At 69.3% G+C, this 13959-nt stretch carries 15 protein-coding genes; 9 read left to right on the forward strand and 6 right to left on the reverse strand.

The genetic code is table 11. The annotated features are described in order from the left end of the window. Window positions 1-86 precede the first annotated feature (86 nt). From ABDJ40_RS07090 to ABDJ40_RS07120, 7 genes are all read left to right on the forward strand, one after another. A complete protein-coding gene (locus ABDJ40_RS07090) occupies window positions 87-1190 on the forward strand; it encodes an NAD-dependent epimerase/dehydratase family protein (RefSeq protein ID WP_347608066.1) in 1104 nt (367 codons plus the stop codon). A gap of 154 nt (window positions 1191-1344) precedes the next feature. Continuing rightward, window positions 1345-3300, forward strand: a complete 1956-nt coding sequence (mnmG, locus tag ABDJ40_RS07095; protein ID WP_347608069.1) for a tRNA uridine-5-carboxymethylaminomethyl(34) synthesis enzyme MnmG — start codon at window positions 1345-1347, stop codon at window positions 3298-3300. A gap of 93 nt (window positions 3301-3393) precedes the next feature. Then, window positions 3394-4071, forward strand: a complete 678-nt coding sequence (rsmG, locus tag ABDJ40_RS07100) for a 16S rRNA (guanine(527)-N(7))-methyltransferase RsmG (protein ID WP_347608072.1) — start codon at window positions 3394-3396, stop codon at window positions 4069-4071. A 141-nt stretch (window positions 4072-4212) separates the two neighbouring features. Next, window positions 4213-4980: a ParA family protein gene (locus ABDJ40_RS07105; RefSeq protein WP_269630657.1), complete on the forward strand. Its 768-nt coding sequence runs from the start codon at window positions 4213-4215 to the stop codon at window positions 4978-4980. A 1-nt stretch (window position 4981) separates the two neighbouring features. Next, a complete protein-coding gene (locus ABDJ40_RS07110; protein WP_347608075.1) occupies window positions 4982-5770 on the forward strand; it encodes a GNAT family N-acetyltransferase in 789 nt (262 codons plus the stop codon). 102 nt (window positions 5771-5872) lie between these two features. Then, window positions 5873-6919 (forward strand): OmpA family protein, encoded by a 1047-nt coding sequence (locus ABDJ40_RS07115; protein ID WP_347608078.1) that lies wholly within the window; start codon window positions 5873-5875, stop codon window positions 6917-6919. Window positions 6920-6992: 73 nt separating this feature from the next. Further along, entirely contained in the window at window positions 6993-8039 is a 1047-nt protein-coding gene (locus ABDJ40_RS07120; RefSeq protein WP_347608081.1) for an OmpA family protein, read from the forward strand. A gap of 36 nt (window positions 8040-8075) precedes the next feature. Here the strand turns inward: ABDJ40_RS07120 and ABDJ40_RS07125 are convergent, their stop codons facing one another. Together ABDJ40_RS07125 and argC are read right to left on the reverse strand one after the other, a co-directional pair. Further along, window positions 8076-8501 (reverse strand): GNAT family N-acetyltransferase, encoded by a 426-nt coding sequence (locus ABDJ40_RS07125; RefSeq protein WP_347608084.1) that lies wholly within the window; start codon window positions 8499-8501, stop codon window positions 8076-8078. Between the two features lie 11 nt (window positions 8502-8512). Beyond that, window positions 8513-9457, reverse strand: coding sequence for an N-acetyl-gamma-glutamyl-phosphate reductase (gene argC, locus ABDJ40_RS07130; protein WP_347608087.1), 945 nt, complete (start codon window positions 9455-9457; stop codon window positions 8513-8515). A gap of 94 nt (window positions 9458-9551) precedes the next feature. On the opposite strand from argC, the gene ABDJ40_RS07135 reads away from it, so the two are divergent. Then, entirely contained in the window at window positions 9552-10130 is a 579-nt protein-coding gene (locus tag ABDJ40_RS07135) for an RBBP9/YdeN family alpha/beta hydrolase (RefSeq protein WP_347608090.1), read from the forward strand. A 27-nt stretch (window positions 10131-10157) separates the two neighbouring features. Here the strand turns inward: ABDJ40_RS07135 and ABDJ40_RS07140 are convergent, their stop codons facing one another. The 4 genes from ABDJ40_RS07140 to ABDJ40_RS07155 are packed head-to-tail and all read right to left on the reverse strand — an operon-like array spanning window position 10158 to window position 12605. Then, on the reverse strand, window positions 10158-10517 hold the full coding sequence (locus ABDJ40_RS07140) for a hypothetical protein (protein WP_347608093.1): 360 nt from the start codon (window positions 10515-10517) through the stop codon (window positions 10158-10160). Next, window positions 10514-11077, reverse strand: coding sequence for an RNA polymerase sigma factor (locus ABDJ40_RS07145; protein WP_347608096.1), 564 nt, complete (start codon window positions 11075-11077; stop codon window positions 10514-10516). Before ABDJ40_RS07145 ends, ABDJ40_RS07140 begins: the two co-directional genes overlap by 4 nt. Beyond that, window positions 11070-11471 (reverse strand): DUF6249 domain-containing protein, encoded by a 402-nt coding sequence (locus ABDJ40_RS07150; RefSeq protein WP_269630666.1) that lies wholly within the window; start codon window positions 11469-11471, stop codon window positions 11070-11072. Before ABDJ40_RS07150 ends, ABDJ40_RS07145 begins: the two co-directional genes overlap by 8 nt. A gap of 60 nt (window positions 11472-11531) precedes the next feature. Next, complete coding sequence (locus tag ABDJ40_RS07155) at window positions 11532-12605, reverse strand: S41 family peptidase (protein WP_347608099.1); 1074 nt, start codon at window positions 12603-12605, stop codon at window positions 11532-11534. Window positions 12606-12750: 145 nt separating this feature from the next. On the opposite strand from ABDJ40_RS07155, the gene ABDJ40_RS07160 reads away from it, so the two are divergent. Then, on the forward strand, window positions 12751-13662 hold the full coding sequence (locus tag ABDJ40_RS07160; protein ID WP_269630668.1) for a ParB/RepB/Spo0J family partition protein: 912 nt from the start codon (window positions 12751-12753) through the stop codon (window positions 13660-13662). The last annotated feature ends 297 nt before the right edge of the window (window positions 13663-13959 follow it).

Raw genomic sequence — 13959 nt, forward strand, 5'->3', positions numbered from 1 at the left:
GGCAGTCGAGGCAATGGAGCGAATGTGCTTGACCCTGGAGTGTAGTCAAGGCTCGAGCATGGCGCTTTCCACTTCCGCATTCCGCCATGTCCACCCCCATCCTCATCACCGGCGCGAGCGGCCAGATCGGTCGCTGGCTCCTCCATGCCTTGCTCCAGCGAGCCCTCACACAACCCCTGGCACTCGCTCTGCGTGATCCCGTCGCGCAGCTGCAAAGCCTGCGCCAGTGGTTGTCAGCCCGCGGCATTTCCGACGCCCGGCTGGCCCTCCTGGCTGCGCATCCCTACCGGCTGGAGGACGTCGCCGCTGCACAGGCGCTGGTCCGGGCGCAGCGTCCCCACACGCTGCTGCACCTCGCCGCCCGCTTCGAATGGGGGCTGGATGCAGACGAGGCGCGGCGCGCCCAGCTGCAAGCCACCGAGGCGCTGTGGGAAGCCCAGACCGACCCCCAAGGCCACGCCGGCCGCTTCGTGGCCCTGGGCGGCTACATGACCCAGCATCGCCCGCAACTGGACAAGCTGGGCATCCGCCCCGAGGGCCCGGTGGATTGGCAGCGCATCTACCGTCGAATCGGCGGCTACGAAGCCAGCAAGCTGGAGACCCAGGTCCACATGAGCGCGCTGGCCCGGCGCCTGGGGCGGCCCTGGCTGTGCGTGCATCCGGCCACCGTCTGCGGGCATTCGGTCGAGGGCGAGCTTCCTGCGCACGCGGCGCTGCATGCGCTGTGCCGGCAGCTGATCCGCGGTCGCCTGCAGGCACTGCCGGGCTCTCCCCGGCATCTGCTGCCCCTGGTCAGCGTGGACGAGGTGGCCGGCTTCCTCGCCCATCTGGCCCTGGACCCGCAGGTCCGCTCCGGCGACTTCCTGTTGATGGATCCGGCCTCCCCGCCCTTGCACGGCCTGATCCGGGCGCTGGCAGCCTCGTTGAACGTGAGGGCACCTCGCTGGGCCCTTCCTGTCGCCCTGATGCAGGGCCTGCTGCGCCTGCCCGGCGTCGCTGCCTGGAGCGGCGCCTCCGCCGAAGGCCTGGATTTCCTGATCCAGGACCCCGCCTTCGACACCGGACCAGCCCAGGCGCTGAACCAGCGCTGGGGCCTGCGCGCCGCGCCCCTGGCCCAGGCTCTGGCCGCCACGGCGCGCTTTGTCGCGGGGGACATCGGCCACCCGTCGACCCGGCCCACCGCGGCCTGAACGCACAGGGTGCTGCCGCGGGGCGTGTGCAGGGCCGTGGGGATGATGGTGCCCTGCTCGCACTTATCCACAGGCCCCGGTAAAATCCTTGCCCTTCCCGCTGCTGATCTCGGGCCCCACGCTGTCAAGGCGCTTGCGGGCCCCTGCCCTTGCCATGCTGTATCCCAAAGAGTTCGACGTCATCGTGGTTGGCGGCGGTCATGCCGGCACCGAGGCCGCCTTGGCCGCCGCCCGCATGGGCGTGCGCACGCTGCTGCTGACCCACAATATCGAGACCCTGGGGCAGATGAGCTGCAACCCGTCCATCGGTGGCATCGGCAAGGGGCATTTGGTCAAAGAGGTGGATGCGCTGGGCGGTGCCATGGCAGCAGCCACAGACGAATCGGGCATCCAGTTCCGCATCCTCAATGGCTCCAAGGGACCCGCGGTGCGCGCTACCCGCGCCCAGGCCGATCGCGTGCTCTACAAGGCGGCCATCCGCCATCGTCTCGAAAACCAGGCGAACCTGTGGCTGTTCCAGCAGGCAGTGGACGACCTCATGGTGGAAGGCGATCGCGTCGTCGGTGCCGTGACCCAGTCCGGTTTGCGCTTCCGCGCGCGTGCCGTGGTGCTGACAGCAGGCACCTTCCTCGACGGTCGCATCCACATCGGCCTTGAGAACTACAGCGCCGGCCGCGCGGGCGATCCGCCGGCGGTGAGCCTGTCTGGCCGACTGAAGGAGCTCAAGCTGCCACAGGGCCGCCTCAAGACCGGCACCCCGCCGCGCATCGACGGCCGCAGCATCGACTTCTCGCAGTGCACCGAACAGCCGGGCGATCTGGACCCCGTGCCCGTGTTCAGCTTCATGGGCTCGGCGGACCAACATCCCCGCCAGCTACCCTGCTGGATCACCCACACCAACGAGCGCACGCACGCCGTCATCCGCTCCGGCTTTGACCGCAGCCCCATGTTCACCGGCGTGATCGAAGGCGTGGGCCCGCGCTATTGCCCCTCCATCGAGGACAAGATCAACCGCTTCGCCGACAAGGACTCGCACCAGATCTTCCTCGAGCCCGAAGGCCTGAGCACGCACGAGTTCTATCCCAACGGCATTTCCACCTCCCTGCCCTTTGACATCCAGCTGGCGGCCGTCCAGACCATCCCCGGCCTGGAGAACGCGCACATCCTGCGCCCGGGCTATGCCATCGAATACGACTACTTCGACCCGCGCGAGCTGAAGTCCAGCTTCGAGACACGAGCCATCCAGGGCCTGTTCTTCGCGGGCCAGATCAACGGCACCACGGGCTACGAGGAAGCAGCCGCCCAGGGACTCTTCGCGGGCATGAACGCTGCCCTGCAGGTGCAGGGGCGCGAGGCCTGGCTGCCCGGCCGCGAACAGGCCTACCTGGGCGTGCTGGTCGATGACCTCATCACCAAGGGCGTGACCGAGCCCTACCGCATGTTCACCAGCCGCGCCGAGTTCCGTCTGCAACTGCGGGAAGACAACGCCGACATGCGTCTGACCGAAAAGGGCCGCGAACTGGGCCTGGTGGATGACGCGCGCTGGGAGGCCTTCAATCGCAAGCGCGATGCTGTTTCACGTGAAACAGAGAGGCTGAAGAGCACCTGGGTCCATCCTGGCATCCTTCCTGCGGCAGACGCCGAGCGCCTCGTGGGCAAGGCCCTGGAACGCGAATACAACCTGGTCGACTTGCTGCGCCGGCCCGGCGTGAGCTATGGCACCGTGGTGGAGGTCGCCGCCATTGCGCGGCCCGAAGCCGGCGTTTCACGTGAAACCCTCGATACCGAACTGGGGAGCACCCTGGCCGCCGCCGTGATCGAGCAGGTGGAGACCAGCGTCAAGTACGCCGGCTACATCAGCAAGCAGACGGAGGACGTCGCCCGCGCGGCCCATTTCGAGCATCTCAAGCTGCCCGAGGAGCTGGACTACGCCCAGGTCACCGCCCTCTCCTTCGAGGTGCGCCAGAAGCTCAACAAGCACCGGCCCGAGACCCTGGGCCAGGCTTCGCGCATTTCGGGCGTGACGCCTGCAGCCATCTCCTTGCTCCTGGTCCACCTCAAGAAGGGTCGTTTCAAGGGCTTCGCGGACGACGCCAGGATCAGCGCATGAGCCGCCTGACTGCCCGCGCGACCGCCGGGCGCAGGCGCCGGCGCCTGACTCCCCGGCCTCCACTCATCACCCAAGCCTGAGACCCCCCACCGCATGAGCGCCACCGAACTTCTTGCCCCCTTGCGTGAGGCCGCCCAGACCCTGGGCCTCGACCTCAGCGAGACCCAGCTGCAGCAACTCCTGGACTATCTGGGCCTGATCCAGAAATGGAACAAGGTCTACAACCTGACCGCCGTGCGTGATCCGCAGGCCATGCTGGTCCAGCATCTGGTAGACAGCCTCAGCCTGATTCCTGCCCTGCGCCGCCATTTGGCTGCAGTTCCAGCCGCAGTTCCAGCCGCACAGCCCGGCCAGCGTCTGATGGACGTCGGCAGCGGCGGCGGCCTGCCCGGCGTGGTGGTGGCCATCTGCGAACCCGGCCTGGATGTCAGCTGTGTGGACGCCGTGGCCAAGAAGGCCAGCTTCATCCAGCAAGTCGCGGCCGAGCTGCGTCTTCCCAATCTGCATGGTCTGCATGCCCGTGTGGAGGACCTGAAGGTGCCGCCCTTCGACGTCATCACCTCCCGGGCCTTTGCCTCCTTGCTGGACTTCACCACGCTCACCCGCCAGCATCTCAAGCCCGGCGCCATCTGGCTGGCCATGAAGGGTCAGCACCCAGACGACGAGCTCGCCGCCCTGCCCCCGGACTTGAGCGTGTTTCACGTGGAACAACTCCAGGTGCCCGGCCTGGATGCCCAGCGCTGTCTCATCTGGATCAAAACCGCCGCATAAGCTCGGTGCCTCTCACCATCCCAAGTACGATAGCCCCCCTAAGCACACCACGCACCCGATGACCGAGTGGAGCCCGAAGATCCGGCTTCGCCGGGCCTGCCCTTTTCGGGGATGCCCGCAGCGCGTAGGGGGGGAGCCACCATGAAGATTTTCTGCGTCGCCAATCAAAAAGGTGGGGTCGGCAAGACCACCACCACCGTCAATCTTGCTGCGGGCCTGGCCAAGGTCGGCCAGCGGGTGCTGGTGGTCGACCTGGACCCGCAGGGCAATGCCACCATGGGCTCGGGCGTGGACAAGCGGGCGCTGGAACTGAGCGTCTACGACGTGCTGCTGGAGTCCGCCAGCATCGCCGAAGCCCGGCAGCGCAACGAGAAGGTGGGCTACGACGTGCTCGGCGCCAATCGCGAACTGGCCGGTGCCGAGGTCGAGCTGGTGGAACTCGAGCGCCGCGAGCGCCGTCTCAAGGCCGCGCTGAAGGCCGCCGAGGGCGACTACGACTTTGTGCTGATCGACTGCCCGCCGTCCCTCTCCATGCTGACGCTGAACGGCCTGTGCTCAGCCCACGGCGTGATCGTGCCCATGCAGTGCGAGTACTTCGCCCTGGAGGGCCTGTCGGATCTGGTGAACACCATCAAGCAGGTCCACGCCAACCTGAACCCTGACCTGCAGATCATCGGCCTGCTGCGCGTCATGTTCGACCCCCGCATCACGCTGCAGAACCAGGTCAGCGAGCAGCTGAAGGCGCACTTCGGCGAGAAGGTCTTCGACACCGTGATCCCGCGCAATGTGCGTCTGGCGGAAGCCCCCAGCTACGGCCTCCCGGGGGTGGTCTTCGATCCCTCGTCCAAGGGCGCCCAGTCCTTTGTCGAGTTCGCCCGAGAAATGGTGCGCCGCATCTCGGCCATGTGACATGGACGCCGCCGAGCTGGCTGAACTGGGACGACAGGCCGAACAGGCCGGCCTCAACGCCACCTCGCCGCCGCAGGAATCCCGCATCGAGGGCTGGCTGATCCGGCTCTCCCCCGGTCAGGCCAAGCGCGCCCGCTGCATCAACGCCCTCGAACCGGGCTCGCTGCCCGTGGAGGAACTGCTGGCCCGCTGCGCCCGCAGCTTCCATGCCGCAGGCCTGCCCCTGGTGGTACGCATCACGCCATTCACCCAGCCGCCGGAGCTGGATGCTCTGCTGGCCGCCAAGGGCTGGCCCGCCTATGACGCCGCCGAGGTCCTGGTGCGGCCCCGGCTGGACGATGTCATGGGCTGGCCCCTGCCCAGGGGTCAGGTCTTGCATGCGGTGGATGCCCTGGACTTCGCTCGCCAGATGGGCGAGCTCAAGGGCAGCAGCGCGCTCGAGGTCCAGTCCCAGGCGGAGCGGCAATCGCAGTCCCCCGTGCCCTACCAGGGCTTCTGGCTGCGCCGCAACACCATCCGCGGCTGGGAGCTGCTCGCCTGCGGCCAGATCGCCCGCGAGGGCGACTGGGTGGGCCTCTACGACATCTACACGCCCGCCCCCTTCCGCGGCCAGGGGCACGCCCGCAGCCTGTGCCTGGCCCTGCTGCAGCAGGCCTGCGCACAGGGCGCGCGCCGGGCCTATCTGCAGGTGGGCGAGGCCAATGCACCGGCCCTGGCCCTGTACCGCGGCCTGGGCTTCCAGCAGGCCTATCGCTACCACTTCCGCAGCCCGCCACAAGACCTTCGCTGAGCCCGCCGGCCAAGGGGGGCGGGGCAAGCACATCGTTACATCATGTAGAAGTGTGCTGGGTAGCATCCCCCTGCATTGCCACTCCCATGAAAGACGCTGTCGATGCGCCTCTCCAGCCTCCCCCGCCTGACCCGCCCTGCCCTGCTGCTGGGTCTGGCCCTGAGTGCCTTCGCGGCCCAGGCCGCGGCGCCCAGGGCCGACGTTCCCGGGGCCAAGGACCACCCGGTCCTGCAGCGCTTCAGCGGCAGCCTGCTGGTGGGCTATGCCCAGCAGGACTGGGACCAGCGCCAGTTTCCCGATGCACGCGGAGCCGCCAAGGACGACAACCGCTTTGCGAATCCGGTCGCTGTCGAAGGCAAGGTGACGCGGCTGTTCTACCTCGCCCCCCTGGGCAAGAGCCCACTGGAGGTCTTCCGAAACTACCAGCAGGCCCTGATGGGCGCGGGCTTCAAGACCACCTGGACCTGCGAGACCGAGGCCCAGGGCTGCGCCCGCGCCTACTTCGCGCTGGACGGCTACGAGCGCGCCAAGGGCATGCGCTGGGCTGAGGGTGACCTGCCCGGCATCGACGCTGCCTACCGCGACAGCAGCTGGAACCTGGAGATGTCCCTGAGCTACGAGCAGGGGCGCATGCTGGTGGGCACGCTGTCCAGCGGCGGCCGCAACCTCCAGGTGCTGCTCTACACCTCGATCGCCGACAACGCCCACACCGGGCGCACCGCCACCTACATCGAGATCGTCGAGCCCAAGGCCATGGCCACCGGCCAGGTCACGGTGGACGCCAAGGCCCTGGGCCAGGGCCTGCAGACCGAGGGCAAGATCGCGCTCTACGGCCTGTTCTTCGACACCGGCAAGACCGAGGTCAAGCCCGAGAGCCAGGCGCAGCTGGACCAGATGGTCACCGCCCTCAAGGCCCAGCCCGCGCTCAAAGTGCTGATCGTCGGCCACACCGACAACGTCGGCGGCATCGACGCCAATCTGGCGCTGAGCCAGGGCCGGGCGCAGGCCGTCGTCGCGGCCCTGGTGCAGCGCGGCATCGCGGCCGGCCGGCTGCAGGCCCGCGGCGTTGCCAGCTTCGCCCCACTGGCCAGCAATGCCGGCGAGGACGGCCGCGCCCGCAACCGTCGCGTAGAGATGGTGCTGCAGTAAGCAGCCCTCCCCCGCCCCTGCATCCCGCAGGGGAGCCCGGTGGCGGGCTCCCCTGTCTTCTGGAGAACACCTCATGGCATCCATCCGTGCACTCGGCGCCGGCGCCCTCCTGGCGCTGGGCACCGCCCTGTCACCCCTGCCCGCCCTGGCCGATGCGCCCACGGCTGACGCGCCGGGCAGCAGCGACCACCCCGTGCTGCGGCGTTTCAGCGGCAGCCTGCTCGTAGGCTATGCCCAGCAGGACTGGGAACAGCGCTTCTTCCCCGATGCCAGCGGAGTGGCCAAGAACGGCGACCTCTTCGCCAATCCGCAGCCGCTGGAGGGCAAGATCACACGCCTGTTCTACCTGGCCCCGCTGGACAAAGGGCCGCTGGAGGTCTTCCGCAACCACCAGCAGGCCTTGCAGGCCGCCGGCTTCAAGACCGTCTGGACCTGCGAAAGCAAGGAGCAGGGCTGCACCAAGGCCTACTTCGCGCTGAACAAGAACGAGCGGCTGCGCGGCATGGCCTGGTCCAAGGGTGACCTGCCCAATATGAGCAAGCCCTCCGGGGGCCGCTGGTCGCTGGAGTCCAGCCTCAGCCACGAGGGCGGCCGCATGCTGGTCGGCCAGCTGAGCCAGGGAGGCCGGACCCTGCACCTGATGCTGTACAGCTCCATGGCCCAGAACTCCGACACGCACCGCACGGCCACCTACATCGAGATCGTCGAGCCCAAGGCCATGCCCACCGGCCAGGTCACGGTCGATGCCGGTGCCATCGGCCAGGGCCTGAAGGCCGAAGGCAAGGTGGCGCTGTACGGTCTCTTCTTCGACACCGGCAAGAGCGAGGTCAAGCCCGAGTCCCAGGCCCAGCTGGCCGAGATGGCCCAGGTGTTGAAGGCCGACCCCAAGCTGCGGGTCTTCATCGTCGGCCACACGGACAACATCGGCGGCTTCGAGGCCAACCAGCTGCTGTCCCTGGCCCGGGCGCAGGCCGTGGTCGCCGCCCTGGGCAAGCCGCCCTACGGCATCGAGGCCAGCCGCCTCAGCGCCAAGGGCGCCGCCAATATCGCGCCCCTGGCCTCCAATGCCGACGAGGACGGCCGTGCCCGCAACCGGCGGGTGGAGATGGTGCTGCAGTAAGCTCCTGCCGCTTCAGCAGGGCCGGGCCCGTGGACCTCAGTCCCGCGCCCGCCAGACCTTCAGCAGGGTGTGCCGGGTGAAGCCGGGCACGAAGTCGTGGACGTGGGCGATGCAGGCATAGCCCAGGTGCTCGTAGATCGCCGCGGCATCATCCAGCAGCGTCTCGGCCAGGGCATCGCGGCAGCCGCGTCGCAGGGCCTGGGCTTCCAGGCGGCGCAGGGTGTCGCCGCCCAGGCCCTCGCCGCGGCGGTCCGGGTGGACCCACAGGTAGTCGATGTAGAGCCGCTCGAATTCGGTGCGGCCGCAGGCACCGGCCAGCAGGGTGCCGTCCTCGTCATGGACGGCGCAGGCGATGTCCCGGGCATCGCTGCCCTGGGCCTGCTGCCGGCCGTGCAGGATCACGCCTTCGCGCAGGGCCTGCAGGTCTGCAGCGGACACCGCCTCGTCGCTGCTCCAGCGCATGGAGAGTGGGCTCAGACCAGGCCCAGGGTCTCGTCCACGCCCAGGTGCACGTTCATGCTCTGCACCGCGGCGCCGCTGGCGCCCTTGCCCAGGTTGTCCAGGCGGGCCATGACGAGGATCTGCGTGTCACTGCCGAAGACGAACAGGTCCACGCGGTTCGTGTCATTGCAGGCCTGCACGTCGAAGAAGCCGCCGGCCAGGGTGTCGGCATCGCGCAGAGGCATCACGCGGATGAAACGCTCACCCTCGTAGTGCGCGGCCAGGGCCTCGCGCACCTGCTCAGGGCTGGTGCCCGCACGCAGCTGCTGCAGGTGCAGGGGCACGGTGACGGCCAGGCCCTTGTAGAAATCGGCCACGATGGGCATGAACACGGGCGCCGTCTTCAGGCCGGTGTGCGCCATCATCTCGGGCAGGTGCTTGTGGGCCAGGCCCAGGGCATAGGGGCGCGGCGACTTCAGCTGGGCATTCCCGCCGGCCTCGTACTCCGCGATCATGCCCTTGCCGCCGCCGGAATAACCGGTGATGGAGGTGGCCGAGATCAGGGCCTCGGGCGCCAGCAGGCCGGCATCCACCAGGGGGCGCACGGCCAGGATGAAGGCGCTGGCGTGGCAGCCCGGGTTGGCGATGCGCTTGGCACCGCGGATGGCCTCACGCTGGCCCCTGCACAGCTCCGGCAGGCCGAAGGTCCAGCCCGGCACGGTGCGGTGGGCGGTGCTGGCGTCGATCAGGCAGGTGTTGGGGTTGCTGATCATGGCCGCCGCCTCGCGGGAGGCGGCATCCGGCAGGCACAGGAAGGCCACGTCGGCGGCGTTGAGCAGGCGGGCACGCTCGGTGGCGTCCTTGCGCTTGTCGGCGTCAATGCGCAGCACCTCGATGTCGCTGCGCTGGGCCAGGTACTCATGGATGCGCAGGCCCGTGGTGCCTTCCTGTCCATCCACAAACACGGTGTACGTCATGAGATCTCCAGCACAATCAATGGGAACAATCCGACAGCATAAGGGATGACCCGGCCCCCCGGCTGTGCAGGGCGGGCCCCATCCTTCGCCCCTGATGATGCCTCTGCCCTCCTGCGACACGCCCCCACCCGTCTACCTGCTGCCCGGCTGGCTCAATTCCGATCCTGAGCACTGGCAGAGCCGCTGGGAGCGGCAGCTGGGCCATGTCCGCATCGAGCAGGCCGACTGGGCGTGGCCGCGCCGCGGCGACTGGATGGCGCGGCTGGACGAGGTGCTGCTGACCGACAAGCGCCTGGCGCAGACACCCGCCGTGCTCGTGGCCCACAGCCTGGGCTGCCAACTGGTGGCGGCCTGGGCTGCGCATTCGCAGCACACCGGCCGCGTGCGCGGCGCCCTGCTGGTGGCGCCGCCCGACACCGAGCGCGAGGACATGCCGCCCCAGCTGCACAACTGGCGGCCCATCCGCCGCCCTCGCCTGCCCTTCCCGGCCATCGCCGTGGTCTCTTGCGACGACCCCTACTGCGCGCCCGAGCGGGCCGGCCAGATGGCCGCCGACTGGGGCGCCCGCCTGGTGATGGCGGGACCGCGCGGCCATCTCAATACCGAAAGCGGCCTGGGCGACTGGCCCGAGGGCCAGGCCCTGCTGGCGACGCTGTGCGGAGAGACGCGCTGAGAGGCGCTGAGAGAGGCCCGGCCGCGCTCAGCCCTCGCGCTCAGCCCAGACCCAGCCGCTCACCCCGGCGCTGAGGCCCAGCACGCAGGCCAGGACGACGCCCAGCGCCGGCGTGAGCAGGCCTGCCGCTCCACCAGCCAGGGCCTGGGGCAGCAGGCCCGTGCCGGCCAGCTGCCAGACCAGCAGACCGCCGCCCAGCCCCGCCCCCCACAAGGGCGCCTTCGAGCGCCGGCGGTAGCGCCCGGGGTCGGGCAGGCGCTGCATCAGCGCCGCGCTGAAACCGTCGTCAGGCACCGGGTCGAGCCGGGCCTGGGCCAGCCAGGCGTCCAGCGCGGCCTCGTCGTCCGGATCCGAAGGCCCGAGGGTCTCGTGATTCAACTCGCTCATGGCGTCGTCTCCTTCCAGTCCTGCAACCAGCTTCGCAGGCGCTGCTTGCCTCGTTGCACATGCGACTTCAGCGTGCCCAGGGGCAGTCCCATCACCTGCGCGGCCTCCTCGTGGCTCAGGCCCAGCTCGGCGCAATGCATCAGGGCCTGGCGCTCCGGGCGGGGCAGGCGCTCCAGGGCCTGCTGCAGGTCCAGGCGCAGGGCCGGCGAGGGGCCGAGGTCAGCACCGGCCGCGCCTTCCAGGTCCGCGTCCTCCTCCAGGGGCAGCTGGCTCTTGCGACGCGACTCCAGGAACACGGTGTAGGCCAGGCGGAACAGCCAGGTCGCGAAGCGGGCCTCGCCGCGGTACTGGTCCAGCTTGCGCCACAGACGCAGGAAGACCTCCTGCGCCAGCTCGTCCGCCTGGGCGGCGTCGCCATGAAGCAGGCGGCGCAGCTGGGCCCGGACCAGGCCCTGGTGGCGCCGCAGCAGCTGCTCGAAGGCCTGTGCCTCACCGGTGTCCAGCACCCGCCGCACGAGGAGCCGGTCCAGCCGGTCCTCCGGGTCGAGCGGCTCAGCCATCGGCCCGCTGGCCGCGCTGGCCCAGCCACCAGCTGGCCAGGTAGCCCAGGCCCACCATCAACGGCAGGCAGGCCAGGCCCCACAACTCGCCCAGGCGATGCCCCTCGCTGTACTCCAGCGGCAGCAGCTGCAGGCTCAGCCAGATGCCCACGGCCGCGCTGACCAGCACCAGGCCGCGGCGGCGGTCTGCCTCGGTCGGCGTGGGCTCCTTCAGCAGCTCCGGCGGCAGCACCTGGTGGCGGTCGGCCAGGTCCAGCAGGAAGCGGTAGCGCTGTTCCTTCTGGCGGGTCTGGTGGCGCATCAGGCGCAGCAGCACCATCACCGGGCCGATGATGGCGACAAGCGTCACCACGATCATCCCCAGGCCCACAAACAGCTCGTTCACGTTGTCCATCGTCGGATTCCTTCATCAATGCGGGGCCCCGCGCTGTCAGGCCAGGCCCCGGGGTGGGGTTCAGAGCCCCAGTCGCTTGGCGACCTCATCCAGCTCGGCCAGCAGCGCTTCCCGCTCGCCCGGCATCGCCGTCGCTGCCTTGGCCTGCACCAGATCCTTCAAGGCACGGCCATAGGCCGCGCGACGCGCCTCGGGCGCCTTGGCGCGCTGATCGGGCTGGACGCCGTGCCCTTCCCAGTTGCCACCCGTGACCGGGCTCACCGAGCGCGCCAGCGACACCCACAGGCGGAAGTGCGGATGCACCGTCCGGAAGGCGCCGGGATTGGCCCCGCCGCCGCTGGCTTCGCCGAGCACCGTGGCGCGGCCGGTCTGCTGCAGGTCGTAGGCCAGGTGCTCGCCGGCCGAGAAGGTCTTGCTACTGGTGAGCAGGTACAGCGGGACTCGGCTCAGGTCCGGCCCCGGCAGGCCGGCCTGCGTCTTCAGGGCTTCGCTGGATGCATCACGGGCACGGACCATGGAACTCAGGGCTGTCTGCGGCGGCAGGAGGTGGCTGGCCAGCCATTGCACCATGGCCGGGCTGCCCCCGTGGTTGCGGCGAAGGTCCAGGATCAGGGCATCGCTCTGTGCCAGCACCTGCAAGGCGGCCGCCATCGTGGGCGCGCAGGCCTCGGGCGGGGCCATGGCATCCACGCGCAGGTAGCCGATATTGCCGGGATAGTGCTCCACGCGCTCCACGCCGCAGTTCAGGTGGCGCATCACCTCGGGAGGAGGGCCGGAGGGGCCCTCCTCGGCTGCGTCAGCGTCCAGCGGCAAGGCCTCGGGGCTGTAGACCAGGCGGGCATGGGCATCGTTGAGCTGATCCTGCAGCAGGCGGGTCCAGGCCTCGGCCAGGACCGGGCCTGGCAAGGCCCCGGCCTGCGGCTTCAGGGCTGCCAGCGCGGCGGGGACCCGGGTCAGGTCGTGATAGTCCCGGTTCAGGCGCAGGCCGATCTGCTGGCCCAGGGCCGCCTGCTCTGCGGGTGGCAGGACCAGGGGCGAGCCGGTGCCTGGCGCGGCCATGCTCAGCGGGCTCAGCATCAGGGCGGCCGCCAGGGCCAGGCCTTGTGTCTGCCGTTTCATCTGGGGTTTCGACATGCAAGCGCTCCTCGTTTCAGGACCCCGCCACATGGAGGTCTCTTCTGCTTGGATGCAGGGAGCGTCGATCTGGATGCAGGTCGCCTGAAAAAATCCTCTGGCGCTGCGCGCAGGGGCGCAACGGCACTTTGCGACAATCCACCCCATGGTCACGAAAAAACCCAAGGGCCTCGGCATGGGCCTGGAGGCCCTGCTGGGCCCCAAAGTCTCTGAAACGCCCGCCGCGCGCGAAGGCGAGCCCAGCACACTGCGCCTGGAGCAGATGCAGGCCGGCAAATACCAGCCCCGCACGCGCATGGACGAGGGCTCGCTCTACGAGCTGGCCGAGAGCATCAAGGGCCAGGGCATCATGCAGCCCATCCTGGTCCGCCCCATTGGCGCCGACGCTTCCAAGGACGGCGTGGCCCGCTACGAGATCATCGCCGGCGAGCGCCGCTTCCGCGCCGCCAAGCTGGCCGGCCTGCGCGATGTGCCGGTGCTGGTCAAGGCTGTGCCGGATGAAGCCGCAGCGGCCATGGCCCTCATCGAGAACATCCAGCGCGAGGACCTCAACCCGCTGGAAGAGGCCCAGGGCCTGAAACGCCTCACGGACGAGTTTGGGCTCACTCACGAGCAGGCTGCACAGGCCGTGGGCCGCTCGCGCAGCGCCGCCAGCAACCTGCTGCGCCTGCTGAACCTGGCCGAGCCGGTGCAGGCCATGCTGATGGCGGGTGACCTCGACATGGGCCATGCCCGCGCCCTGCTGGCCCTGGACGGCGCTCACCAGATCACCAGCGCGACTGAAATCGCCGCCAAGAAGCTGAGCGTGCGCGAGGCCGAGAAGCTGGTGCAGCGCCACCAGGGCGCCGGCCGCCAGGCACCGCTGCTGCGCGTCAAGGGCGACAAGAGTCGCGACGTGCTGCGCCTGGAGGAGGAGCTGTCCGATCTGCTGACCGCACAGGTAGAGATCCGCGTGAAGAAGAAGACGCGGCGCGGCGAGTCCGGCGAGATCGCCATCCAGTTCAGCTCGCTGGACGAGCTCAACGGCCTGATCGAGCGCCTGCGCGGGCCTCAGTGAAGCCTCCGTGAAGCCGCGCTGCGCCTGACACGCGTCCACGCCCCCAAAGCCGTGCCCTGCGCACGGCTTTTTTTCACGCCTTTCGACACCGGATTTCCTGCCCGCGCATCATGCAGGGGTCTATGCTGTAAACGCGCCCCCACAGGACAGCGTTGCGAAGTCATCGTGAAAGGACTACAAGTGAAGCCATGAGGGGTCAGGTCTTGTGTCCTTCCTCGCCACGACAAGCGGCGTAGGATGGGAACCGGCCCCTGATTGCAGCAGACAGGCCTTGAGAAGTCGCCCCGCACGGGCCTT

The sequence above is a fragment of the Roseateles flavus genome, assembly GCF_039872765.1.
Lineage (GTDB): Bacteria > Pseudomonadota > Gammaproteobacteria > Burkholderiales > Burkholderiaceae_C > Roseateles_B > Roseateles_B flavus.

Bases quoted from the DNA above. Each gene is read 5' to 3' on its own strand.
- ABDJ40_RS07090 (WP_347608066.1), top strand. From the start codon at position 87: ATGTCCACCCCCATCCTCATCACCGGCGCGAGCGGCCAGATCGGTCGC.
- mnmG (WP_347608069.1), top strand. From the start codon at position 1,345: ATGCTGTATCCCAAAGAGTTCGACGTCATCGTGGTTGGCGGCGGTCAT.
- rsmG (WP_347608072.1), top strand. From the start codon at position 3,394: ATGAGCGCCACCGAACTTCTTGCCCCCTTGCGTGAGGCCGCCCAGACC.
- ABDJ40_RS07105 (WP_269630657.1), top strand. From the start codon at position 4,213: ATGAAGATTTTCTGCGTCGCCAATCAAAAAGGTGGGGTCGGCAAGACC.
- ABDJ40_RS07110 (WP_347608075.1), top strand. From the start codon at position 4,982: ATGGACGCCGCCGAGCTGGCTGAACTGGGACGACAGGCCGAACAGGCC.
- ABDJ40_RS07115 (WP_347608078.1), top strand. From the start codon at position 5,873: ATGCGCCTCTCCAGCCTCCCCCGCCTGACCCGCCCTGCCCTGCTGCTG.
- ABDJ40_RS07120 (WP_347608081.1), top strand. From the start codon at position 6,993: ATGGCATCCATCCGTGCACTCGGCGCCGGCGCCCTCCTGGCGCTGGGC.
- ABDJ40_RS07125 (WP_347608084.1), bottom strand. From the start codon at position 8,501: ATGCGCTGGAGCAGCGACGAGGCGGTGTCCGCTGCAGACCTGCAGGCC.
- argC (WP_347608087.1), bottom strand. From the start codon at position 9,457: ATGACGTACACCGTGTTTGTGGATGGACAGGAAGGCACCACGGGCCTG.
- ABDJ40_RS07135 (WP_347608090.1), top strand. From the start codon at position 9,552: ATGATGCCTCTGCCCTCCTGCGACACGCCCCCACCCGTCTACCTGCTG.
- ABDJ40_RS07140 (WP_347608093.1), bottom strand. From the start codon at position 10,517: ATGAGCGAGTTGAATCACGAGACCCTCGGGCCTTCGGATCCGGACGAC.
- ABDJ40_RS07145 (WP_347608096.1), bottom strand. From the start codon at position 11,077: ATGGCTGAGCCGCTCGACCCGGAGGACCGGCTGGACCGGCTCCTCGTG.
- ABDJ40_RS07150 (WP_269630666.1), bottom strand. From the start codon at position 11,471: ATGGACAACGTGAACGAGCTGTTTGTGGGCCTGGGGATGATCGTGGTG.
- ABDJ40_RS07155 (WP_347608099.1), bottom strand. From the start codon at position 12,605: ATGTCGAAACCCCAGATGAAACGGCAGACACAAGGCCTGGCCCTGGCG.
- ABDJ40_RS07160 (WP_269630668.1), top strand. From the start codon at position 12,751: ATGGTCACGAAAAAACCCAAGGGCCTCGGCATGGGCCTGGAGGCCCTG.